20 protein-coding genes are annotated in these 23,164 nt (G+C 63.2%); 11 read left to right on the top strand and 9 right to left on the bottom strand.

Annotated elements, in window-relative coordinates:
• Window positions 1-71 precede the first annotated feature (71 nt).
• The 3 genes from D8W71_RS15915 (at window position 72) to D8W71_RS15905 (ending at window position 3,084) form a co-directional block, all read left to right on the top strand.
• A complete protein-coding gene (locus tag D8W71_RS15915) occupies window positions 72-440 on the top strand; it encodes a DUF3099 domain-containing protein (protein WP_121114650.1) in 369 nt (122 codons plus the stop codon).
• A 31-nt stretch (window positions 441-471) separates the two neighbouring features.
• Window positions 472-2,007: a DUF7782 domain-containing protein gene (locus D8W71_RS15910; protein WP_121114648.1), complete on the top strand. Its 1,536-nt coding sequence runs from the start codon at window positions 472-474 to the stop codon at window positions 2,005-2,007.
• A 105-nt stretch (window positions 2,008-2,112) separates the two neighbouring features.
• Window positions 2,113-3,084 (top strand): sigma-70 family RNA polymerase sigma factor, encoded by a 972-nt coding sequence (locus tag D8W71_RS15905; RefSeq protein WP_121114645.1) that lies wholly within the window; start codon window positions 2,113-2,115, stop codon window positions 3,082-3,084.
• A gap of 199 nt (window positions 3,085-3,283) precedes the next feature.
• On the opposite strand, the gene D8W71_RS15900 is transcribed toward D8W71_RS15905, so the two are convergent.
• Window positions 3,284-5,929 (bottom strand): bifunctional acetate--CoA ligase family protein/GNAT family N-acetyltransferase, encoded by a 2,646-nt coding sequence (locus D8W71_RS15900; protein ID WP_121119326.1) that lies wholly within the window; start codon window positions 5,927-5,929, stop codon window positions 3,284-3,286.
• Between the two features lie 70 nt (window positions 5,930-5,999).
• Window positions 6,000-7,271, bottom strand: a complete 1,272-nt coding sequence (locus D8W71_RS15895; protein WP_121114643.1) for an acetoin utilization protein AcuC — start codon at window positions 7,269-7,271, stop codon at window positions 6,000-6,002.
• A gap of 170 nt (window positions 7,272-7,441) precedes the next feature.
• Here D8W71_RS15895 and D8W71_RS15890 point away from each other — a divergent pair, with 170 nt between their 5' ends.
• Both D8W71_RS15890 and galE read left to right on the top strand, forming a co-directional pair.
• On the top strand, window positions 7,442-8,128 hold the full coding sequence (locus D8W71_RS15890) for a metal-dependent transcriptional regulator (RefSeq protein WP_121114641.1): 687 nt from the start codon (window positions 7,442-7,444) through the stop codon (window positions 8,126-8,128).
• 91 nt (window positions 8,129-8,219) lie between these two features.
• Window positions 8,220-9,209: a UDP-glucose 4-epimerase GalE gene (gene galE / locus D8W71_RS15885; RefSeq protein ID WP_121114639.1), complete on the top strand. Its 990-nt coding sequence runs from the start codon at window positions 8,220-8,222 to the stop codon at window positions 9,207-9,209.
• An 11-nt stretch (window positions 9,210-9,220) separates the two neighbouring features.
• On the opposite strand, the gene D8W71_RS15880 is transcribed toward galE, so the two are convergent.
• The 4 genes from D8W71_RS15880 to D8W71_RS15865 all read right to left on the bottom strand — a co-directional run bounded on the left by D8W71_RS15880 (window position 9,221) and on the right by D8W71_RS15865 (window position 13,010).
• Window positions 9,221-10,351, bottom strand: coding sequence for a DUF4192 domain-containing protein (locus tag D8W71_RS15880; RefSeq protein ID WP_121119324.1), 1,131 nt, complete (start codon window positions 10,349-10,351; stop codon window positions 9,221-9,223).
• Between the two features lie 139 nt (window positions 10,352-10,490).
• On the bottom strand, window positions 10,491-11,138 hold the full coding sequence (locus D8W71_RS15875) for a DUF5642 family protein (RefSeq protein WP_121119322.1): 648 nt from the start codon (window positions 11,136-11,138) through the stop codon (window positions 10,491-10,493).
• A gap of 157 nt (window positions 11,139-11,295) precedes the next feature.
• Entirely contained in the window at window positions 11,296-11,928 is a 633-nt protein-coding gene (locus D8W71_RS15870; RefSeq protein ID WP_121114637.1) for an MBL fold metallo-hydrolase, read from the bottom strand.
• Window positions 11,925-13,010, bottom strand: a complete 1,086-nt coding sequence (locus D8W71_RS15865; protein WP_121114635.1) for an S-(hydroxymethyl)mycothiol dehydrogenase — start codon at window positions 13,008-13,010, stop codon at window positions 11,925-11,927. Before D8W71_RS15865 ends, D8W71_RS15870 begins: the two co-directional genes overlap by 4 nt.
• Window positions 13,011-13,163: 153 nt before the next feature.
• Between D8W71_RS15865 and sthA the strand changes: the two genes are divergently transcribed.
• The 5 genes from sthA to D8W71_RS15840 all read left to right on the top strand — a co-directional run bounded on the left by sthA (window position 13,164) and on the right by D8W71_RS15840 (window position 20,326).
• Window positions 13,164-14,579 (top strand): Si-specific NAD(P)(+) transhydrogenase, encoded by a 1,416-nt coding sequence (sthA, locus tag D8W71_RS15860; protein WP_121114633.1) that lies wholly within the window; start codon window positions 13,164-13,166, stop codon window positions 14,577-14,579.
• Window positions 14,580-14,752: 173 nt separating this feature from the next.
• Window positions 14,753-15,730, top strand: coding sequence for a PAC2 family protein (locus D8W71_RS15855; protein WP_121114631.1), 978 nt, complete (start codon window positions 14,753-14,755; stop codon window positions 15,728-15,730).
• A 132-nt stretch (window positions 15,731-15,862) separates the two neighbouring features.
• Entirely contained in the window at window positions 15,863-16,900 is a 1,038-nt protein-coding gene (locus D8W71_RS15850; RefSeq protein ID WP_121114629.1) for an alpha/beta fold hydrolase, read from the top strand.
• A 56-nt stretch (window positions 16,901-16,956) separates the two neighbouring features.
• The gene (locus D8W71_RS15845) at window positions 16,957-19,467 is read left to right on the top strand and encodes a DEAD/DEAH box helicase (RefSeq protein ID WP_121114626.1); all 2,511 of its coding nucleotides are present in this window, start codon (window positions 16,957-16,959) and stop codon (window positions 19,465-19,467) included.
• Window positions 19,468-19,654: 187 nt separating this feature from the next.
• Entirely contained in the window at window positions 19,655-20,326 is a 672-nt protein-coding gene (locus D8W71_RS15840; RefSeq protein WP_121114624.1) for a PhzF family phenazine biosynthesis protein, read from the top strand.
• Here the strand turns inward: D8W71_RS15840 and D8W71_RS15835 are convergent.
• Window positions 20,323-20,970, bottom strand: coding sequence for a hypothetical protein (locus tag D8W71_RS15835; protein WP_121114622.1), 648 nt, complete (start codon window positions 20,968-20,970; stop codon window positions 20,323-20,325). The two genes, D8W71_RS15840 and D8W71_RS15835, sit on opposite strands and share 4 nt — an antisense overlap.
• Window positions 20,971-21,008: 38 nt before the next feature.
• Between D8W71_RS15835 and D8W71_RS15830 the strand changes: the two genes are divergently transcribed.
• The gene (locus tag D8W71_RS15830; RefSeq protein ID WP_121114620.1) at window positions 21,009-21,233 is read left to right on the top strand and encodes a hypothetical protein; all 225 of its coding nucleotides are present in this window, start codon (window positions 21,009-21,011) and stop codon (window positions 21,231-21,233) included.
• On the opposite strand, the gene D8W71_RS15825 is transcribed toward D8W71_RS15830, so the two are convergent.
• Entirely contained in the window at window positions 21,217-22,476 is a 1,260-nt protein-coding gene (locus D8W71_RS15825; RefSeq protein WP_121114618.1) for an aminotransferase family protein, read from the bottom strand. The two genes, D8W71_RS15830 and D8W71_RS15825, sit on opposite strands and share 17 nt — an antisense overlap.
• Before the next feature lie 14 nt (window positions 22,477-22,490).
• Window positions 22,491-23,153: a Pr6Pr family membrane protein gene (locus D8W71_RS15820; protein ID WP_121114616.1), complete on the bottom strand. Its 663-nt coding sequence runs from the start codon at window positions 23,151-23,153 to the stop codon at window positions 22,491-22,493.
• Window positions 23,154-23,164 lie beyond the last annotated feature (11 nt).

Below are 23,164 nucleotides of genomic sequence, written 5' to 3'. Positions count from 1 at the left end.
GTATCGAGGTGCGATGAGACCAACAACGTGCGTTCAGTGCAATCGTTTCGAGGTAGTGACACAGTGGAGTGATGACGCGTTCACCCGGATTCTCCGGCTCAGCCGAGAGCGGCTCTGCCCGTCACCCCGCACTGATCACCGAGGCGCAGACCTCGGTGGAGGAACAACACCGTGCGCGAGTGAAGAAATACATGTTCATCATGTCGTTCCGCATACCGGCGCTCGTTCTTGCCGCAGTTTCGTACAGCATCTGGGCCAACCCGTGGATTGCCATGGCGATCGTGGGTGCGTCCATACCGCTTCCCTGGATGGCGGTGTTGATTGCGAACGACCGTCCACCACGCACCAAGGACGAAATAAGCCGGTACGACGGTCGATCCATCGAGCGGACGTCGATCGAGCCGCGCGGACACACCGTCATCGATTCGGCCGACGACTGATCGCGTCGAGGGCGACTGAGAGACTGTTCGAGTGACTGCAACGCTCTTGTCGGTGTGCCCGCATCTGCGCGAGTCCTTTCTCGCCCACAGCTACGACGCCGATTCGCTTCTCGGTGCCCTCGGCGACGACGCGCACGCGGCGCTCGGGCGCAGCGAACCAGTGCCGGTACGGGTTGCTTCGCGTGCACTCGGCGACTTGGGCGTCCTCATCAGGATGTTCCTGCTCGTCGACGACATCGCCGACAAGGATGCGGCTTCAGCGCTTGCTCCTTTGTCCGTCGACGACGCGATCGATGCGTCCGTGTTGGAGCGCGTCGGTCCCGGTCTCGTACGGGCGGCGATCGATATCAGGCCCCTCGATTCGGGAGCCGGGACGCGGTGGGTTGTCTCGGATCTGGACGGAAGCATGCGTCCGCAGGTCACCGCGGCCGATCACGTGTTGGGGGTCGGGCAGGCCTCGCTGTCTCTGCTGAGGGGCACCCCGACCACGCCAGTCGACACGGTGCTCGACGTCGGTACCGGGTGCGGCGTACAAGCAGTGCATGCTGCTGGATACGCGGGTTCGGTGACCGGAACGGACATCAGTGCGCGATCGATGCTGTTGGCCGCGGCCACGGCCGCGCTGAACGAGCTCGATGTCGAGTTGTTGAAGGGGTCCTGGTTCGAGCCTGTTGCCGGCCGAACGTTCGACCGCATCGTTGCCAACCCGCCGTTCGTCGTGGGGCTCGGAACCGTGACCCACAGTTACCGCGATTCCGGGATCGACCTCGACGGTGCGAGTCGACTGATGATCGAACGTGCGGCCTCCCATCTCGTGCTCGGTGGTACGGCGGTCATGTTGGCCTCATGGGTGCACGTGAACGGCGAGGACTGGCGATCGCGCGTGGCGTCGTGGTTACCCGACCACGGCGTCGACGCGTGGATAGTGCAACGAGACGTCGCCGACCCCGCCCTGTACGTCGGAACCTGGATGCGAGACGAATCCGTCGACTCGAGAGAACCCGCAGGCGCGGCGCAGGCAGAGGCGTGGCTGGAGCACTTCGCTGCTGCGGACGTAGCAGGAATCGGTTTCGGATACGTATACCTGCGGCGCACCGATCTCGCGACAGACGTACTCGCCGAAGACTTGCGACACGCGTTCGACGATCCGCTCGGCAACGAGGCAATCGATTACTTCGCCCGCCTCACGTGGCTCCGCGAACACGAGCCTGTCGATGCTGTGTTCGAACTTGCTCCGTCGACCGCACTCGAACGCGTCTACCTCCCCGGCGAAGACGGCTGGGTTGTCGAAGTAGTGCGCGTACACCGCGGTAACGGACCCAATTGGCAACACGAAATCGACGAGCTCGGCGCGACCTTGCTCGCCGGGCTCTCGCCCGGCGGTCTGCCTCTCGGTGATCTTGTGGGACTCCTGGCCGCAGCGCACGGACTGAACGAAGCAGAATTGCTCGACTCTGCGACAGCACTCTTCATCGACCTTCACCGACATGGTCTGGTCCGTCCGGTCGGCATGGCGACCACGGTTCCGGAAGGCACAGGCTTCTCAGCAACTTCTCAGGACAAGTAAGGGATAGACCCTGGTCAGACGGGTATCACAGGCGAGAGCGCGGGAACTTTTCCAAGTCTTCCGGACGTTGAACGCTATGAGACACCACCGATCAGGAGGCAAGTCATGACCAGCCCCAGCACCACGACCCGCCCGCGCCCCACCGACGCCGATCTGGATGCACAGAGCCCGGCTGCGGATCTCGTTCGCGTCTACCTCAACGGAATCGGCCGCACCGCCCTGCTGACCGCCGACGAAGAGGTCGACCTCGCCAAGCGGATCGAGGCGGGGCTGTACGCGAAGAACGTGCTGGAGAACACCAAGCGACTCACAGCGGTCAAGAAGCGCAACCTGGCAATCATCGTGCGCGACGGAAGTGCAGCCCGTAGCCACCTGCTGGAAGCGAACCTTCGTTTGGTGGTGTCGCTCGCAAAGCGATACACAGGACGCGGAATGCCGTTGCTCGACCTCATCCAGGAAGGGAACCTCGGTCTCATCCGGGCCATGGAAAAGTTCGACTACGCCAAAGGTTTCAAGTTCTCCACGTACGCCACGTGGTGGATTCGACAGGCCATCACGCGCGGCATGGCAGATCAGAGCCGCACCATTCGTCTGCCAGTCCACCTCGTCGAACAGGTCAACAAGTTGGCGCGTATCAAGCGTGAGCTTCACCAGCAGCTTGGACGGGAAGCGACCGACGAGGAGTTGTCGAACGAGTCCGGCATCCCAGCCGAAAAGATCGCCGATCTCCTCGATCACAGCCGCGACCCGGTAAGCCTCGATATGCCCGTCGGCAGCGACGAAGAAGCGCCACTCGGTGACTTCATCGAGGACTCCGAGGCCACGTCGGCCGAGAACGCGGTCATCGCTGGCCTTCTGCACAGTGATGTCAGGCTCGTGCTGGGAACGCTCGATGAGCGCGAACAGCAGGTGATCCGTCTCCGCTACGGATTGGACGACGGCCAGCCTCGCACCCTCGATCAGATCGGCAAGCTCTTCGGGTTGTCTCGTGAGCGGGTTCGTCAGATCGAGCGCGAAGTAATGGTGAAGCTACGCCAGGGCGATCGCGCCGAGAAGCTTCGCTCGTACGCGAGCTGATCGGCCACCCCCTAAAACCGGTGGAACAGTGGTGATGTGACCCACTGACTCACCTCATGCAGTGACCGGACCGGGTCCCTCCCCCCTCTGGGACACGGTTCGGTCGCTGCTTGAAATCTCTACGGTGCCTGACGCGATGCCAACCATCGACCGGCACTTCCCCCGATCACGACGCGCTGCAGTTCTTCAAACGACGGTGCTACCTCAACCGACGTGGCCCAAGATCGTTGCGGCTCGGTTCGGGTCCGATACGTACCCGCGCATCGGTGGTCTGGGCACCGTGCGCTGACGCGAGCACTGGTTCACACGCAAGTTCCCTGATCGCGGGGATGTCGTCGGCCATCGCAGACACCCGCTGCACGAGATCGACGAGCGCGCTCTTGTTGACGGGCACCGCATTCCGGTAGCCAGACAGCAGGGGGGCCGCTTTGGGCGCATCGATCAACTGCACGGCTTCGTCCTCGGTCAACGGCAGTACTCGGTATGCGCGATCTCCGAGCAGATCGGACAGTACGCCCGCCAAACCGAACGAGATCAGCGACCCGAAACTGGGGTCGTCCTGCACTCGGACAACGCAACCGATTCCCTTTGCAGCCATCTTCTGCACGTGAAGCAGTGGCTCGCCCGAGTCCGCAGCCAATGTTCTGTACGCAGCGCGAACGGCGTCGGGGCCCGCAAGGTCGAGGCGCACACCCCCGAGGTCGGGTCGGTGCCGCCACTGCTCGCCCGTCGCCTTCAACGCGACGGGATAGTCCAGTTCGTCCGCCGCTGCAACGGCCTCGTCCTCGTCGGTGACAGATCTGAATTCGACGACGTCGATTCCATAGCAGGACAACAGTTCCGCGGCTTCGAAATCCGAAAGCCATCGATCGGATCCACCGGATGACCAACTTCTCACCAGCGCGGTTGCTCGCTCGGAGTCGACTCCGTTGGGACGAATCGGCTGCGAGGACGGTCGACCGCGCCATGCGCTGTACCGCCAGGCCTTCGCCAGGGCCGTGACTGCGCGCTCCGGGCTGGGGTACGACGGCACCGATCCTCGTATCGGCTGACCCTGATCGCCGCGCACGGCGAGGACGTCCGGGATACCCTCGGTTGCAAGGAATGTCGTGAGGACGGGCTTGTCTGCCCCGCTTACTGCATCGCCGAGAGCTTCGGCGAAGGGCTCGACGGTCACAGCGACCGGGGGCACGAACACGACGATCACTGCGTCGACATCACCTGCATCCATGGCGCCGGACACCGCTGCAGCGAACTCCTCAGGACCGGCTTGCGGACCGACGTCGATCGGTGCTCCGGCGTGCAGCCCCTCGGCACGTGCAGCGTCGACCGCGAGCACCCCGAGAGCGGTCGAGTTCCCGACTACCGCCACACGCGGGCCCGCCGGCAGCGGTTGGTAGCCGAAGAGGATCGCGCAATCGAAGAGTTGCGCAATCGTGTCGACCTGAATCACGCCTGCCTGTTCGAAGAGAGCCTTGACGATGGAATCGTCGATGTCCGGCCCGGTTGCGAGTGCAGGCGGCACTGCGCCGCGCCCACTCTTGACCGCGACGATCGGTTTGGAGCGGGCCACCCGTCGAGCGATCCGAGTGAACTTCCTCGGGTTTCCGAAGCTCTCCAGGTACAGCAACACCACATCTGTCGCTGGGTCGGAGTCCCAGTACTGCAGCAAGTCGTTACCCGACACGTCGGCTCGGTTGCCTGCGGACACGAACGTCGAGAACCCCAGACTCCTCTTGGTGGCCTGATCGAGAATCGCAATTCCGAGCGCGCCCGATTGGCAGAAGAATCCGACGCGCCCCGGCATCGGGAGATGCGGGGCGAGCGTGGCGTTGAGCGCGAACTCCTGGTCGGTGTTCGCGACCCCCAACGCGTTGGGCCCCACGAGCCGCATTCCGTGTGCGCGGGCGGCGTGCGCCAACCTACGTTCGTTCTCCTGTCCTGCCGGCCCCGACTCACCGAAACCGCCGGACACGACGACGAGTGCCTTGACCCCTTTGTCGAGACAATCGTCGAGAACCTCGTCGATTGCATCCGCCGGAACCGCCGCGATCGCAAGATCCACCGGATCCGGGATGTCGCGAACTGTCCGGTACGCACGGACCCCGCGTACCGAGCGGTGGTCTGCGTTGACCGGATACACCGGCCCGGTGAAACCGCCCGCCAACAGGTTCGCGAGTACCGCGTTGCCGACCTTGGAGCTGTCCGTGGACGCACCGATCACGGCAACCGAAGTCGGGCTGAGGACGTTGCGCACACTTCGCGCCTCGGCAGCACGCTCGCGGGAGTTGCGCACCGACAACAGGGCTTCGCTCGGATCGATCGCGAACTCGAGTCTGAGCACGCCCCCCTCGAAGCTCCGTGACACCTGATATCCGGCCTCCCGGAACACCGTGACCATGTTTCGGTTCTCGGCGAGCACCTCGGCGACGAACATCGATACGCCGTTTTCCGCGGCAGCGCCTGCGAGATGCTCGAGCAGAATGGGTCCGAGTCCTCGACCCTGATGATTGTCGGCGACGACGAAGGCGACCTCCGCCGAGTTTCCGTCGCCTTCGGGAAGCCGCTCGTAGCGTCCGACGGCGATGATGTCGTCGCCGAGGACCGCAACGAATGCCACCCGCGCGTGATGGTCGACGGTGGTGAAATTGAGCACGTCGCGTTGCGGCATCGTCGGGTAGGGACCGAAGTACCTCAGGTAGCGGGTGCGCTCGGACAGCCTGCCGTGGAATGCGATGAGCGCGTCGGCGTCCGAGGGCACGATCGGCCGCAGGTGCACCACCCCGCCGTCCGAGGCAAGGACGTCGGCGACCCAGTGCTTCGGGAAGTCCGTCTCGGCTCGCAACCGCTCTCGTTCCTTGGCTGTGGATTCCTTGGCAGTGGATTCCTTGGCAGTGGTTTCCTTGGCAGTGGATTCAGTCACGTGGGTCCTCCGGATCGAGTCCGAGTAGCGGGAAACAAGCGCGTCTGGTCGCGATGATCGCCGAGTCCACTCGCTCCATGGCACGATCGGCGGCCTCGGTCGAGCCCTCCACCGCTCCCCCTGGTCCGTCCCACGCCGGGAAGTCGATGTCTCCCCCGTCGCCCATGACCTGAGGTAAATCAATGCTCGGAGCCATCGCCCTGACCCGCTCACGCCACAAATCCGGAACCGGCAGAGTCGGATCGACAGATCGGCCGAGGGCAGCGGCGATGAGGTGGGTCCATGCACGCGGAACGACGCGGACGAGTCCGTAGCCGCCACCGCCGACCGCGAGCCAGCGGCCCTCCGAATGCTCGTCGGCCAGTGCGCGCATCGCAAGGAAAGCTGCGTTCTGCCCGTCGACCGTGAGCGCAAGATCGGCGAGCGGATCCTCCCGATGACTGTCGACTCCGCACTGGCTGACGATGATCTGCGGCCTGAAGGCGCCGATTGCCCCGGGAACAATGGCATGAAACGCCCTGAGCCACAGTCGGTCTCCGGTTCCCGGTAGCAGCGGAATGTTGATCGACGTGCCCTCGGCCGCGCCCGACCCCACCTCACTCGACCAACCAGTATTGGGCCACAACGTCGCTGGGTGTTGATGCAGAGACACCGTCAACACCCTCGGGTCGTGCAGGAATGCCTGCTGCACTCCATCGCCGTGGTGTGCGTCGACGTCAACGTAGGCGATGCGATCGAAGCCGTTGTCCAACAACCACGAGATGGCGACGGCAGCGTCGTTGTACACGCAGAAGCCCGAGGCCCAGTCCGGCATGGCGTGGTGCATGCCGCCGCCGATACTCACAGCACGACGCGCTCGCCCTGCAGCGATTTCGCGCGCCGCCGCAAGCGATCCACCCGTGAGCATTGCCGACGCCTCGTGCATCTTCTCGAACACCGGGTTGTCGTCGGAGCCCAGTCCGTGTTCCACCTGGTCGGGATCCAGGATGGACTTGCCCTTATCGGGCGCACGCTTGACGGCCTCGATGTAGCCGGGCGTGTGAATTCTGAGTAGTTCTTCGTCGGATGCAGCATTCGGTTCGACGAGTTCGACACCCTCGAGAACACCGATCTGCTCGGCGAGAGCCATGGTCAGCTCGAGCCGCGTCGGGTTCATCGGATGGTCGTCACTCCACCGATACGACAGATAGTCTGCGCTCCAGACGACTATGTCGTCCCGGTTGCTCGAGGTTCGGAGTGGCGATGCGATCGCCGAGTCTTCCATGGAATGCAACGCTACTTGCCCGACTGGGACTGTGTGAGCATCCTGCGGTGTTGCACTGGGTTACCGGTGAGTACAGGTGGAAGAGCCTTCGGTGGCGCGCCAGCGGAGCGGGCTGCGGCGCCAATACGCGCCGATCAACGGTAGAATCGGACGCGACGAAGGGGTTGAGTGTGAAGGATCTGGTCGACACCACGGAGATGTACCTCCGGACGATCTACGATTTGGAAGAAGAGGGCGTCGTGCCCCTGAGGGCACGAATTGCAGAACGCCTGGAGCAGAGCGGTCCCACTGTCAGTCAGACGGTTGCGCGCATGGAGCGCGACGGCTTGCTGTCTGTCGCGGGCGACCGCCACCTCGAGCTGACCGAAAAGGGCCGCAGTCTGGCCGTGGCAGTGATGCGCAAGCATCGCCTTGCCGAGCGTCTGCTCGTCGATGTCATCGGCCTTCGGTGGGAGGACGTACACGCGGAAGCGTGCCGCTGGGAACACGTGATGAGCGAAGAAGTCGAGCGTCGTCTTGTCGCGGTCCTCAACAACCCGACCACCTCGCCCTACGGAAATCCGATTCCGGGGCTCGACGAGCTCGGCCTCGGTCAACCTGCGGCCGCGCACGAGGATCTCGTGCGGCTGACAGATCTGCCGCACGGGCAGTCGACAGCGGTCGTCGTACGCCGCCTGGCCGAGCACGTGCAGTCCGATCCCGAGGTCATTTCTCAGTTGCGTGATGCGGGAGTGGTTCCCGACGCACGCGTCACGGTCGAAGCCAAGCCCGGCACGGTGACGATCACCGTGCCCGGACACGGCGGAATCGACATCTCGGAGGAAATGGCTCACGCCGTACAGGTCAAACGAGTCTGACGACGGTTCGTGACGGCGTGGTCGCCCATGGGGGCCTAACCCATGATCAGCCATGCCGTCACGACCCCGAGGGCGATCAGGAGGACGAGAAGTGAAGTTGTTGGTCACCGGCGGGGCCGGTTATGTCGGAAGCGTCTGCGCGGCGGTCCTCCTGGATCGCGGCCACGAGGTGGTCGTCGTGGACGATCTGTCGACCGGCAATCTGGACGCGGTACCGCCGAAGGCGACATTCGTCGAGGCCGACATCAAGGATGTCGCCTCGTCCGTGCTCGACGGTGGCGAGTTCGACGGAGTCCTTCATTTCGCAGCGCAGTCGCTCGTCGGCGAATCCGTAGTGGCTCCTGCCCAGTACTGGTCGGGCAATGTGGTCACGACGATCGCGCTGTTGGACGCCATCAGGGCGTCGAACACACCGCGGTTGGTCTTCTCCTCAACGGCCGCGACGTACGGTGAACCCGAGCGCACACCGATCACCGAGTCGATGCCTACCGCTCCTACCAATCCTTACGGCGCAACCAAGTTGGCGATCGATCATGCCATCACGTCGTACGCGGACGCGTACGGCCTTGCTGCCACCAGTTTGCGCTATTTCAACGTCGCAGGGGCGTACAAGGACTTCGGTGAAAATCGGGTCGTAGAAACGCATTTGATTCCACTGGTTCTGCAGACCGCTCTCGGTCAACGCGCAAAAATTTCCGTTTTCGGTACCGATTGGCCGACCCACGACGGCACTGCGGTGCGCGACTACATCCATGTTTCGGATCTTGCGCAGGCCCACATTCTGGCGCTGGAAACCGGATCATCGGGGACGCACCGAATTCTCAATCTCGGCAGTGGTACCGGCTTTTCGGTTCGCGAGGTCATCGACGCGTGTGCTCGCGTGACCGGTCTACCCATTGCCGTCGAAGATGCGCCCCGCCGAGCGGGCGACCCGGCAGTCCTCATCGCATCCAGTGACCGCGCGATCGCCGAGCTGGGTTGGTCGCCGACGAAGACGGACCTCGATGTCATCGTCAGCGACGCATGGTCTTACCTGCAGAACCTCGGCGATCGTGCGCACGCCGCCGCCCCGAAAAACTGATCGAGCATCCGTCATTCGATCGGCGGCGGAAGCTCGACGGCGCAGAGTTCGGCAATCGCATAGCCGCTGAGTGCCACTTCTCTGATCATCTCCGGCCGCGCACCTGCCAACAGCGAACGATCCAATAGGCGCGCCAGCGAGTACTCGGGATCTGCGTCGAGGGCGATGTCGATGGCCACCGCCGCGAGGGCACCTTCTCCGCGTGCGTACGCACTGAAGCCGAGAAGCGTTGCAGGACAAGCTCGCTCAGCCGGCGGAAGCAATCGCATCAGATAGCTCCAGAGTTGTTCGGCGATATCGGCGTAGCCGGTCAAGGCGATTGCGAGCAAGCTGTCTCGCACCATCACGCGGGTCAACCACACGCCGTACTCGGCGATTTTCTCCGCAGACAAGTGCACCACGGCCGGACGGTCCGGCGGCGCCGCGGCCCATGTCGCGAACTGGGACAGTATCGCCGTCAGCGGACCTCTGTCCGGTCCGGGTTCGTCCATGTACTTCACCGCAACCCACGCCTCGACGTCTCGGCTGACGGCCGTGTCGACCGCGGCGAGCGCCTCTTTCAATTTGTCCCTCGACTCGTGCACTCCCCTGCCCTCCAACAGGTAGGCGAGTGCAACGGGGGATGTCGCCGGGTCCGGAAGGATGCCAGTCTCGAACGGTCCGAATGCGACCCACCACCGAGTGCCGGCCGTGAGTTCCGAGACCACGAAAACCTGCAGCAAGTCGGTGCCTCGTTCGGACAGGTCGTGTGCGAGACGGCTAGCGAGCGAGCGAATTCGACGGTCGACCGCAGCACCTTCAGCGCGCGGCCGCGCCCGATCGTCGACGATCAATGCCAGCGCTCCGCGAACCTCGTTTCGAGCACAGATCGACGCGAAATGTGCCGAAACTTCTGCCATCTCGGCAGTGACGCCGACAGCGGACATCACGTCGCCGTCCGGCGACTGCGGCAGGGTCACATCGTGACGCATGACCGTGCCGATGGACAGTCCACTCGACTCGCGCCCGTCGAGGCACACGAGAACGATCGAGCGATGCGGGGTGAATCCCAGGAATGCCGGTATGGCCGCGAGGAGTTCGTCCGGGCCGGAGATGAGTTCCGGCAGCGCCGAGGGTCGATGCGGATCGGGGTGAGTCGTCATGACGCACACAGTGCACGACTCGCTGATGCCCTCAGCTCGATCCACCTGGGGTTACCGAATGCCTGTGGACAACATCCCTACCTGTGGACAACGGCGTACCGAGCTCGTCCACGAACCCGACATCTGTCGGAGTGGCGTGCTAGCCAGCGTTCACCTTCTGCACAGCAGCGGTGAAGATCTCGTCCAGCGTCGCAGCATCGGTCGATTCGCCACCGAACGACATGTACGTGGCGGCAATGCGGACATCGCCTACCTGCGCCATCAGCGTCAGCATCGATTGTGTAACTGCGTCCGAGCCGGCTCCGGACGTCACGGTCTGTCGAACAGCAAGTGTCTCATCGGCATTTATCGGCGGTGCGGGGGTAACGGTCGATCGAATCGTGGACGTGGCACCGGATTTGGACGCCTGCACTTCGGCGCACTGTTTCAGCTGTTCCTCGCGCACCGACAGCGGTTCGTCGACCGAGGTCAACTCGACGGAGATCGTCGCGCGGTTGGCATTGTCCGTTCCCACGATGAGCGCTGCACCATCCGGTTGGACCTCCGCAGGCTTACACCCTGCAGGAGAGACCTCGGCACCCGCCGGGATGCCGGTGAGATCCGGTGATGCCTGGGCAATTGCCTGGGGCGGTAGAACGATGGCCTCGTACGGCGACGGGAACACCGTGGGATCGACGAGCAAGGCGTCCAGATCGGAGCCTCCACTCGGCTCCGAGGACACGCTCGCACCCTGGCCAGCGGGCTCCGGCGTTCCGGTCACATCGGAGCCGCATGCGGCCAGAGTCAGCGCCGCGATCGATCCGATGGCGATGAGAGCGGGGCGAAATCGCAGTACGAAGCGGCGGTGCACCGGAGGTCCTCCAAACGAAAGCTGAGTGAAATGTCCGGTACCACCCTCTCATCGAAGGGTGGTACCGGAAGGTAGGCGCGCTGCCTCGCCGAGCTCAGCTTCCGCGCTTGATCCACTCTTCGAGGTGCGGAGACTCGTCGCCGATGCTCGTGCCGTCGCCGTGACCTGTGTTCACCGTGGTCTCTGCGGGTAGCGCGAACAGTCGGTCTCGAATCGATCCGATGATCGTCGGAAAGTCGGAATAGGAGCGACCAGTAGCGCCAGGTCCACCGGAGAACAGAGTGTCGCCGGAGAACAACTCCCCCGCCTCGGGCAGGTACAGACACGTCGAACCCGGAGAATGCCCCGGCGTGTGAAGGGCGAGAATGTCCGTACCTGCGACGGAGATCCGCTGGCCGTCTTCGAGCGTTTTGTGCCGTAGGCCCGGGTGCGTCTGCTCCCACAACACGTCGTCGGCGGGGTGCAGCAGAATCGGCGCGTCGAGTTCACCGGACAACTCGGGAGCCACCGTGACGTGGTCGTTGTGACCGTGTGTGCACACGATCGCCTTCACCGTTCGTCCTGCCACGGCAGCGATGATCGGTGCTGCCGTATGAGCGGCGTCGACGATCACCACCTCGTCGTCGTCACCGATCAACCAGATGTTGTTGTCGACATCCCATTCGCCACCGTCGAGCGCGAAGGTTCCCGACGTCACCACTTTGTCGACGCGAAAAGTTCCGCTCACAGTTCCACCACCGAACGCAGCACTGTTCCCTTGTGCATTTTCTCGAACGCAGCCTCGATGTCCTCGATACCGATGCGCTCGGTCACGAACTTCTCCAGCGGCAACCGACCCTGCTCGTACAGGTCGACCAACATCGGGAAGTCGCGCTCGGGCAAGCAGTCTCCGTACCACGACGACTTCAGCGAACCCCCACGCGAGAAGAAGTCGATCAGCGGCATCTCGAGCGTCATGTCCGGCGTCGGGACGCCTACGAGAACCACGGTGCCCGCCAGATCCCGTGCGTAGAAGGCCTGCTTCCACGTCTCGGGACGGCCCACCGCGTCGATGACCACGTCGGCACCGAAACCATCGGTGAGCTCCTGCACCGCCTCCACGGCGTCGACTGCCGAAGCGTCGACCGTGTGCGTGGCGCCGAGGTCTCTGGCCCACTCGAGCTTTCCCTTGTCTCGATCGACAGCGATGATCGTCGTCGCCCCCGCAAGCCGGGCGCCCGCGATCGCAGCGTCACCGACGCCGCCGCACCCGATGACCGCCACCGAATCGCCACGCGAGACGTTGCCGGTGTTCATCGCCGCTCCGAGCCCCGCCATCACACCGCAGCCGAGCAGACCGACGACAGCCGGATCCGACTCCGGGTTGACCTTCGTGCACTGCCCCTCGTGCACCAACGTCTTGTCCGCGAACGCACCGATCCCCAGCGCAGGCGACAACTCGGTCCCATCCTCGAGTGTCATCTTCTTCGACGCATTGTGCGTGTCGAAGCAATACCAGGGCTTTCCCTTCTTGCATGCTCGACACTCCCCGCACACTGCCCGCCAGTTCAGCACCACGAAGTCACCGACCTCGACATGCGTCACCGCGTCGCCGACCGTCTCGACGGTTCCCGACGCCTCGTGGCCGAGCAGGAACGGGAACTCGTCGTTGATCCCACCCTCGCGGTAATGCAGATCGGTGTGGCAAACCCCACATGCCGCGATCTTCACCACCACATCGTTCGGACCCGGGTCCGGGATCGTGATCGTCTCGATCGAGACCGGTTCACCCTTGGCCTTGGCAACGACAGCACGCACGGTTTGCGGCATTGATTCCTCCACGTCGACTGAAAATGTCCTTACATCAGAGAACCACAACCCATGCATCAGTAGCGACATCCGCACATGGCGAACGGAAAGCTGTTCACGTGCTTGTGACCCGAGCGGCATACGAACTTCGCGTGAACGGAGTAACTATGAGCCATGTCTGTTGCGATGGAATACGACCTTGTCGTGATCGGGTCAGGCCCCGGGGGCCAGAAGGCGGCGATTGCCGCGGCGAAACTCGGAAAGCGGGTAGCGATAGTCGAGAAGGGGAAGATGCTCGGCGGTGTATGCGTCAACACCGGCACGATCCCGTCGAAGACATTGCGTGAGGCGGTTCTCTATCTGACGGGGATGAACCAGCGTGAGCTCTACGGCGCGAGCTACCGCGTCAAGGCCAACATCACTCCTGCCGACCTGCTCGCCCGCACATCCCACGTCATCGGCAAGGAAATCGAGGTGGTGCGCTCCCAGTTGCTGCGCAACCGCATCGAACTCATCACCGGCACCGGAAAATTCCTCGATGCGCACACCATCGTCATCGACGACGAACAGCGCGGCGAGCAGATCACGGTCAACGCCAAAAATGTCGTCATTGCCACCGGAACGGCACCGGCACGACCCACCGACGTCGAATTCGACGACTACCGAGTACTGGACTCGGACGGGATTCTGAATCTGGAATTCATCCCGACGTCGATGGTCGTGGTCGGCGCAGGTGTGATCGGTATCGAGTACGCCTCGATGTTCGCAGCCCTCGGGACCAAGGTGACCGTTGTCGAGAAGCGCGACACGATGCTCGATTTCTGCGATAGAGAGATCGTCGAGTCCCTGCAGTTCCATCTCCGCGATCTCGCCGTCACCTTCCGTTTCGGCGAGGCGGTGACCGCAGTCGACATCGGACCCTCGGGCACTGTCACGACACTTGCCAGCGGGAAAAGGATTCCGGCCGAGGCGGTCATGTACTCGGCGGGTAGGCAAGGCCTCACCGACGCTCTCGACCTGGAGAGGGCCGGGCTCGAATCCGATGCGCGCGGGCGCATCTTCGTCGACGACAACTTCCAGACCAAGGTCGACCACATCTATGCCGTCGGCGACGTGATCGGCTTCCCCGCGCTCGCTGCGACCTCGATGGACCAGGGCCGTCTGGCGGCGTATCACGCGTTCGGGGAGCCGAGCAAGGGGCTGACCGATCTGCAGCCCATCGGCATCTACTCCATCCCCGAGGTGTCTTACGTCGGGGCGACCGAGGTCGAACTGACGAAGAACTCGGTTCCCTACGAGGTAGGCGTCTCCCGGTACCGGGAGCTCGCGCGTGGACAGATCGCCGGGGATTCGTACGGGATGCTCAAGCTGCTCGTGTCGACCGAGGACCGCTCGTTGCTCGGAGTTCACATCTTCGGGTCGGGCGCTACGGACTTGATCCACATAGGCCAGGCCGTCATGGGGTGCGGTGGAACCGTCGACTACCTCGTCGATGCCGTCTTCAACTACCCCACGTTGTCCGAGGCCTACAAAGTCGCTGCTCTCGACGTCACCAACAAGATCAGGGCCCTGAACAGCTTCGGAGCCTGACTCGGGGCGTGAAGGGAATGAAAGGGGCAATTGGAGGTGTTCGTCTTCAGGTAAGCAGTAGTCGTGCGCGACTTCCCGCCGTGGCGAAGCCCGGTCGGGTGGCGAGTATTCTGACTCGGAGTCGGTTTCGGCAGCGAACACGGCCGAGAACGAACCAATGAAAGGGGTCCGACATGGACGAGAAGTCGAGCATGTACGAGCTGGAGTTTCCGGCGCCGCAGATTTCTTCCCATGACGGACTCGGTCCCGTTCTCGTGCACGGGCTGGAGGGATTCTCCGACGCAGGACACGCCGTCAAATTGGCGACGACTCATCTACGCGAGGCCCTCGAGTCCGAACTCGTGGCATCGTTCGACGTCGACGAGCTCATCGATTACCGCTCGCGACGGCCTCAGATGACGTTCAAGGCCGATCACTTCTCGGATTACGACGCACCCGAGCTCAACCTGTATGCGGTCAAGGACAACGCAGGGACACCCTTCCTTCTGCTGTCCGGCATGGAGCCGGACCTGCGCTGGGAAAAGTTCACCACCGCCGTCCGCCTGCTCGCCGAACAATTGGGCGTTCGTCGCACGATCGGTCTCGGTTCGATTCCGATGGCGATTCCGCACACTCGCCCGCTCGGTGTGACCGCCCACTCGTCGAACAAGGACTTGGTACCCGAGGATCAGAGTTGGTCGGGAGAGCTGCAGGTGCCGGGCAGCGTCTCGTCGCTGCTCGAGTTGAGGATGGCCCAGCACGGCCATGAATCGATGGGATTCTCGGTGCACGTCCCGCACTACCTCGCTCAGACCGACTACCCGAGTGCCGCTGAGACGCTTCTCGAGAACGTGAGCACCGCAGGCGGTCTCGACTTGCCGCTCGTCGCCCTCGGTCAGGCCGCAGCCCGAGTCAAGGAACAAGTCGACGAGCACATCACGGGCAACGAAGAGGTTCAGTCGGTCGTGCATGCTCTCGAGCGTCAGTACGACACCTATGTCGCTGCTCGCGAGCAGCAGTCGACTCTGCTGGCCAAGGACCAGGATCTGCCGAGCGGAGACGAACTGGGCGCCGAGTTCGAGAAGTTCCTCGCCGAGCAGGGTGGGTTCGATGCTGGCCCCGAGGCGGGTACCAACAACGATTCGGATACCGACCCGGACGACCTGCGCTGACGGTAAGCGCGGGCCGAAACATACATGTAACTCCAAATCCTCCCGATATCTCGCCGATGCAGTGATCTCGTGCGAGAGTCATAGGCGAAACCGGCATCGACCAACGATCACCGATGGAACCAGGAGGCTTGGATGGGCTCTCTACGCACGCGAAAGCTTCGGCCGGTTCCCGACGCCGAGCCACGTCTGATGTTTCGCACGGTCCACGGATATCGACGTGCGTTTCGCATGGCCGGCGAAGGTCCTGCGCTCCTGTTGATCCATGGGATCGGCGACAACTCGGAGACCTGGAACGACGTCATCCCCCACCTCGCGCAGAACTACACCGTGATCGCACCCGACTTGTTGGGTCACGGGCGGTCGGACAAGCCCCGTGCGGACTATTCGGTCGCCGCCTACGCCAACGGGATGCGCGATCTACTGTCGGTTCTTGGAATCGAGCACGTCACGGTCGTCGGTCATTCGTTGGGCGGTGGCGTGGCAATGCAGTTCTCGTATCAATTCCCGAACATGGTGAACCGCCTCGTGCTGGTCTCCTCCGGCGGTGTCACCAAGGACGTGCACCCGCTGCTACGACTGGCGTCGCTTCCTCTGGTGAGCGAGGCGGTCAAACTGCTCCGCCTCCCCGGCGCTGTCCCGCTGGTGAAGCTCGCGGAAAGCCTGATCGGCACCCTCAACGGCTCGCCGTTGCGCCCGGGCGCCCTTCTTCACGACACACCCGATCTCGTGCGAGTGCTCAGCGCCCTCCCGGATCCCACCGCGTACGAGGCCTACCTGCGAACGCTGCGGGCGGTAGTCGACTGGCGCGGCCAGGTGGTCACCATGCTCGACCGGTGTTACCTCACCGAGAATCTGCCGGTGCTCCTCGTGTGGGGCGATCAGGACTCGGTGATTCCGGTCAGTCATGCGCACCTTGCTCATTCGGCCATGCCGGGATCGCGCCTCAGCGTGTTCCGTCGCTCGGGCCACTTCCCGTTCCGGGACGACCCCATGCGATTTCTTCAAGTCCTCGAGGAATTCTTCGAAGACACCCCTGCCCTGGAGTTCGACGAGTCTCGATGGCGGCATCTGCTCATCAACGGCGTTGGCGAGGACATGATCACCGGCAGCGCGAGCACGCGGCTCGCAGTACTCGGCGCAATGGGATCCGACGAACGCAGTGCCACCTAGCAGGGCACGAGCCCTCCGGTGCAGGGATCATGGCCCTCGACCAATAACCTGTAGTCGTGCTTCTCTCCGATGTCGTCCCTGCCCCCGCCACCGACGAGGCCACGGATCCGGACGCTCTGTTCGACATCTTCACCACGTGGACCTCCGACCGAGGACTGACCCTCTATCCGGCTCAGGAAGAGGCGCTGATCGAGCTGGTGTCGGGGTCGAACGTCATCCTGGCGACTCCCACTGGGTCCGGTAAGTCCATGGTGGCCGTCGGCGCGCACTTCGCTGCGCTGGCCGCAGGAAAGCGGACGTTCTACACCGCGCCGATTAAAGCGCTGGTCAGCGAGAAGTTCTTTGCCCTATGCGACATCTTCGGCTCGCAGAACGTCGGGATGATGACCGGCGATGCGTCGGTGAACTCCGGAGCACCGATCATCTGTGCCACTGCGGAGATCGTCGCCAACCTCGCGTTACGTCAAGGCGCGGACTCCGATATCGGACAGGTGGTGATGGACGAATTTCACTACTACTCCGAACCGGACCGCGGGTGGGCATGGCAGGTGCCGTTGATCGAACTGCCGAACGCTCAATTTCTCCTGATGTCCGCCACCCTGGGTGACGTCACTTTCTTCCGAGACGACCTCGAGCGCAGGACCGGCCGGGTGACCACGGTCGTGTCCGGCTCCGAGCGTCCAGTTCCGCTGATGTTCTCCTACGTCACCAGCCCGATCGGCGACACCATCGCCGAACTCGTCGAGACTCATCTCGCTCCCGTCTATGTCGTTCACTTCACACAGGCTTCGGCACTCGAACGCGCGCAGGCCCTGACGAGTGTCAACGTCGCATCCAAGGACGAGAAGGCACAGATCGCCGACGCCATCGGCGACTTCCGTTTCACGACCGGTTTCGGCAAGACCCTCTCCCGACTGGTGCGGCACGGCATCGGCGTCCATCATGCCGGGATGTTGCCGAAGTACCGGCGACTGGTCGAGAAGCTCGCTCAAGATGGACTCCTCAAGGTGATCTGCGGGACCGACACGCTCGGAGTAGGAATCAACGTCCCGATCAGAACCGTCCTCTTCACCGGACTCACGAAATACGACGGTGTGCGCACCCGTCAGCTCAGGGCGCGCGAATTCCATCAGATCGCCGGACGCGCAGGCAGAGCCGGATACGACACGCTCGGGACCGTGGTGATCGAGGCGCCGGAGCACGACATCGAAAATGCGAGGTTGGTGGCGAAGGCGGGCGACGACCCCAAGAAACTCAAACGGGTGCAGCGCAAGAAGGCACCCGACGGATTCGTCTCGTGGGGAGAGCCCACATTCGAGCGCATCGTTGCGGCAAGTCCGGAGCCGCTCACCTCTCGGTTCTCGGTCAGTAATGCGATGCTGCTCAACGTCATCGCACGTCCGGGAAACTGCTTCACCGCGATGCGCCATCTTCTCGAAGACAATCACGAAACCCGACCCGCGCAACGCAAGCACATTCTCCGCGCCATCACGCTCTACCGGGGACTTGTGGCGGCCGGCATCGTCGAGCAACTTTCCGAGCCCGACGCCGATGGCAGGCACGCGCGGCTGACCATGGATCTTCAGCCCGATTTCGCTCTGAATCAGCCGTTGTCACCGTTCGCACTGGCGTCGTTCGAGCTGCTCGACACCGAGTCACCCACCCATGCACTCGATGTCGTGTCGATCATCGAATCGACACTCGACGATCCACGGCAGATTTTGATGGCTCAGCAGCACGCCGCACGCGGCGAGGCGGTCCAGCAGATGAAGGCGGACGGGATCGAGTACGACGAGCGCATGGAGCTCCTCGAAGAGGTCACGTGGCCCAAACCTCTTGCCGAATTGTTGGTTCCGGCGTTCGAGATCTACCGAGGCGGGCATCCATGGCTCAACGAGATCGCGTTGTCCCCCAAGTCTGTCGTGCGGGACATGATCGAACGGACCATGACGTTTACCGAGCTCGTCAGCCATTATGGACTGACAAGGTCGGAGGGTCTGGTTCTTCGGTATCTGGCGGACGCGTATCGGGCTCTGCGACAGACGGTTCCACCGGAGGCACGAACAGAGGAAGTACAGGACGTCACCGAGTGGCTCGGCGAACTCGTTCGGCAGGTCGATTCTTCTCTGCTCGACGAGTGGGAGAACCTGACCGACCCAGGCGAAGAGCCCGAAGCGCGCCCCGAGGCCTACGGCGGCGACACACCGAGGCCGATCACCGCCAACCCGAGGGCCTTCCGGGTGTTGGTTCGCAATGCGATGTTCAAGCGCATCGAACTCGCCGCGTCCCGGCGATGGGACGACCTGGACGATCTGGAGGACGGCCCCGACTGGGAAGCCGAACTCGAACCGTACTTCGAGGAGTACGGTGAGATCGGTACCGGACCCTCGGCCCGAGGACCGGCACTGTTCGAGTTGACCGTCGGACGGGAATCCACGACCGCGCGTCAAATCATCGAGGACCCCGATGGCGATCAGGGATGGTCGTTGAACGCGACGCTCGATCTCGAGGAGTCGAATGCGCTGGGCGAGATCGTGATCGACGAGATCACCATCACCGCGGGTTAGCAGCTTCGGCGACGGCCGATCTCGGAACGAGCGCCACACCGAGACCACCTGACACCAACTCTCATTCCTCCAGCTGGTGACCAGCGGGGCATCCGATACGAGATTCTCTGTGTACAGAGGTAAGAAGAATCCTGCACACAATCGGTGCAGAGGTCTTCTTGCGTTACGACGGGTACAGTTCCTGCTCATGGCAATCGAGGTTTCCGTAGTACGCGTGTTCACCGACGATCGCGGTGGACACGGAAATCCTTTGGGTATAGTCCGCGCCGACGAGGTCGCCGAGGCCGACCGGCAGGCTCTTGCAACCGAACTCGGGTTCAGCGAGACCGTCTTCTTCACCTCCGACGGGTCGTCACGGGCATGGGCGACCATCTACACCCCGGCTGCCGAACTGCCCTTTGCCGGCCATCCGACGGTTGGACTGTCCTGGTGGTTGTGCCAGCACGGTACGAAGATCGACACGTTGTCGGTGCCTGCCTCCGATCTCCGCGTCCGCTTCGACGGCGACACGACATGGATCCGGGCCAAGGCGTCATGGGCGCCGCCGTTCGTCGAACATCAGGTGAAGACAATCGCGGAGGTGGAGGCCACGGACCCGGCGTCGTTCACGGACGGTCACCACTACGTGTGGACGTGGGTCGACGAGGCCGAGAACTCGATCCGATCGCGAATGTTTGCACCCGACATGGGTATCAACGAGGACGAAGCCACGGGGTCCGCCGCGGTCTGGATCACCGACCGACTCGGCCGAGGCGTGACGATCCGGCAAGGTCGCGGGTCGATACTCCTCACCACACGCGACGACGATTGGATCGAACTGGGTGGCCGCACCGTGGCCGGCAACACCATCGAGATCTAGCCGTCAGCAGCTGGCACATCCACCGCAATCTCATCGCCGAGGGTCACCCCTGGCACGAGCGGAAGACGATCACCGCTCCAGAACTTTCCCGGATCGAACCAGTTCGCCTTTTTGTTTCCCGTCAGCAAGCCCATCGAGTCGTAGGTCAGGGCAACAACTTCCGCACAGTACGCGGTTTCCAGGGCTGCCGCTTCATGCGCACTTCTGCGGAAGGTGGGTACCCGACCCTTGAACCACCGTCCTGCCAGCTTCGCTGTCGTCGGGAAGGCTGTCCCGTCCATGCGCGCGATGGTGCGCATCAACGCATCTTCCTGCTCACGTGTGACCGCGTGGCCGATCTGCCGCAACCAGCACTCCTGCTCGTACTTGGTCGACCACTGCACAACCGCAGCCCGCAGGTCGTGCAATTGCACACCACGCTGGAAGTTTCCGGTCCACATGTCCTGCAACGTCTTTCCGAGTTCGGCGTGCCACATCAGCGGAGGTAGGTCGTCGATGACGACGGCCATGCCCACGTGATTGACGGGACTGTTGGTCAACGTCTGGATCGCACGATCGGCTGTCGAGTGCCCCCGGAAGATCCAGATGTCGCCAGTGCGTGTCGCGTCGACGGCAGTGTCCAAGGAAACAGTCGATGCACTCATACCCGTCAGCCTAGTTCGGCGCGCAGTACGGTGAGGTGATGAAGGTGTGGAAGATTCTCGGTCTGGCCGGCGTCGTCGGAGTCGCAGCGACGGGCGCGTTGGTGGTCAAGTCCGAACGTAAACGCCGTGCGTACGCGCCCGACGAAGTGCGTGATCAGCTCCACGCGCGATTCGCGGAGATCGCGGCCGACCCGGAGCCCGCTCCTCCGGTGTCGAGAAGCAAACAGCTCGCCGGGAAGCTCCGATTCAACCGAGCGCGGTGAGTATCCGTCCGGCGAGTTCCTCCACCTCGGCGTCGGTCATCACGAACGACGGCGAGATCTGCATCGCGCCTTGACCTGCAGCGCGTCCGGACACACCGTGCTTGCGCAGTGTCCCGACGAACGGCAGCGCTTCGGCGGGATCCTTCAGTTGGACCGCTGCCACTGCTCCGAGACCGCTGCGAACCTCGAGCACACGGTCGTGATCGGCCAATGGGGCTAGGTGTGTGTGCAACGAGGATTCCAGGCGTGCCGATTCCTGCAGCAGGTTTTCGCGCTCCATGATGTCGAGTGTCGCCATGGCTGCTGCGGCGGCGCCCGCATGACCTCCGTACGTGTATCCGTGGCGCCACCAGACACCCCCGGCGAAGAAGGGCTCGGCGATGTGCGGGGCGATGAAGACTGCGCCCATCGGCACATACCCCGAGGTGAGACCCTTGGCGGTCGTCATGATGTCGGGCTGAAGATCGAATCGCGTCGACGCGAACCATGAACCGCCGATACGGCCGAAGCCCGTCACCACTTCGTCCGCGACGAACAATACGTCGTTGTCGCGGCAGATCTGCCGGACTTCCTGCAGGTAACCCTCGGGAGGGAGATACACCCCACCGGCGCCGATGATGGGCTCGCAGAAGAACGCAGCAACCTTGTCGGCCCCGATCTCCTCGATCAGCGACAGCAGCGACTTCGCATCATCCCAGGCCACCGTCCGTGCGTCCGGCATCAACGTGCCGTAGTTCTCGTGGTTGACCGGGATGCCCGCAAGCGAGGTTCCGGCGACGTGCATACCGTGATAAGCCTTCTGCCGTCCGACGATCAACGTCTTGTCGGGCTTGCCTACCTCGTGCCAGTAGCGTCGGGCGAGCTTGGCTGCGGTGTCGATGGAGTCGGATCCGCCCGAGGTGAAGAAGATCTTGCTCCCGGCGACAGGAGCGATCTCGCCGAGTCGCTCGGCCAACGCCATCGTCGGCTCCGATGCGAAGTCGCCGAAGTTGGAATAGTGCGCGAGTGAGGACAGCTGCGCGGCGACGGCGTCCGCGATTTCGGTACGACCGTGCCCGACGTTGGTGAACCACAGACCTGCGGTGGCATCGAGGTACTTGTTGCCCTCACGATCCCAGATGTGGGCGCCCTCACCTCGGGATACGACGAACGGCCCATTCTTGCTCACCGCTCCCATGTCTGCGAAACCGTGCCACAGCGCGGAATGAGTGGATTCGTACGTCGGCTCAGGCGCAGAAGACATGCACCGGAGCTTAGTCACTCCCCCGCCGGAGCCGAACTTCCGTATCGCCATCTACTTCCCAGCCTGCCCACTGCGTTCACCGCGAGTGCCATGAGTACGAACGCGGTCGTCAGCACGACCAGACCGATGAGCAGGGCGACGTAGCCCTGACCGCGAGGATCGAGGAACGGATATGGATACCAGTCGACGAACGGGCCTCTGATCAGTGTGTAGATACCGTAGACGAGCGGGAACGCCAGCCACACCAGTGACTGTGCCTCCGATATCCGCCGGCGCGCAGGCACCAGAACCCAGTCGAGAAGAATCACGACCGGCATGATGCGGTGTACGACGTCGTTGGTCCACTGCCCATGAATTCCGACTTCGATTCCGGACAGCAGGACCGCGTAGATGATGCCGGTGATGACCATATACAGCGTCACGGCACCGCGGACGAGTTGCCAGCCTAGTCCCTGCGGGTCGAGGAGTCCACCGACAGCGAGGACCACCACGGTCCCCACATTGCTGAGAACGGTGAAGTAACTGAAGTAGTTCGAGTACGAGAAGGTCGGGTCGACCGAGCTGTCTCGCACGATCGCAAACAGCGCGACTGCGGTGAGCGCAGCGAAAGCCACCCGGAGAACTCGGATCGTCACACCTGTGGATGCCACCGCAGAACGTTCGGAATCGACAGCCATGAACGGATTTT

It is taken from the genome of Rhodococcus sp. P1Y (genome assembly GCF_003641205.1).
Classification (GTDB): Bacteria; Actinomycetota; Actinomycetes; order Mycobacteriales; family Mycobacteriaceae; genus Rhodococcoides.
This window is presented reverse-complemented; position numbering and strand designations above follow the sequence as displayed.

Bases quoted from the DNA above. Each gene is read 5' to 3' on its own strand.
- D8W71_RS15915 (WP_121114650.1), top strand. From the start codon at position 72: ATGACGCGTTCACCCGGATTCTCCGGCTCAGCCGAGAGCGGCTCTGCC.
- D8W71_RS15905 (WP_121114645.1), top strand. From the start codon at position 2,113: ATGACCAGCCCCAGCACCACGACCCGCCCGCGCCCCACCGACGCCGAT.
- D8W71_RS15895 (WP_121114643.1), bottom strand. From the start codon at position 7,271: ATGGAAGACTCGGCGATCGCATCGCCACTCCGAACCTCGAGCAACCGG.
- D8W71_RS15880 (WP_121119324.1), bottom strand. From the start codon at position 10,351: ATGACGACTCACCCCGATCCGCATCGACCCTCGGCGCTGCCGGAACTC.
- D8W71_RS15865 (WP_121114635.1), bottom strand. From the start codon at position 13,010: ATGCCGCAAACCGTGCGTGCTGTCGTTGCCAAGGCCAAGGGTGAACCG.
- sthA (WP_121114633.1), top strand. From the start codon at position 13,164: ATGTCTGTTGCGATGGAATACGACCTTGTCGTGATCGGGTCAGGCCCC.
- D8W71_RS15855 (WP_121114631.1), top strand. From the start codon at position 14,753: ATGGACGAGAAGTCGAGCATGTACGAGCTGGAGTTTCCGGCGCCGCAG.
- D8W71_RS15850 (WP_121114629.1), top strand. From the start codon at position 15,863: ATGGGCTCTCTACGCACGCGAAAGCTTCGGCCGGTTCCCGACGCCGAG.
- D8W71_RS15840 (WP_121114624.1), top strand. From the start codon at position 19,655: ATGGCAATCGAGGTTTCCGTAGTACGCGTGTTCACCGACGATCGCGGT.
- D8W71_RS15835 (WP_121114622.1), bottom strand. From the start codon at position 20,970: ATGAGTGCATCGACTGTTTCCTTGGACACTGCCGTCGACGCGACACGC.
- D8W71_RS15830 (WP_121114620.1), top strand. From the start codon at position 21,009: ATGAAGGTGTGGAAGATTCTCGGTCTGGCCGGCGTCGTCGGAGTCGCA.
- D8W71_RS15825 (WP_121114618.1), bottom strand. From the start codon at position 22,476: ATGTCTTCTGCGCCTGAGCCGACGTACGAATCCACTCATTCCGCGCTG.
- D8W71_RS15820 (WP_121114616.1), bottom strand. From the start codon at position 23,153: ATGGCTGTCGATTCCGAACGTTCTGCGGTGGCATCCACAGGTGTGACG.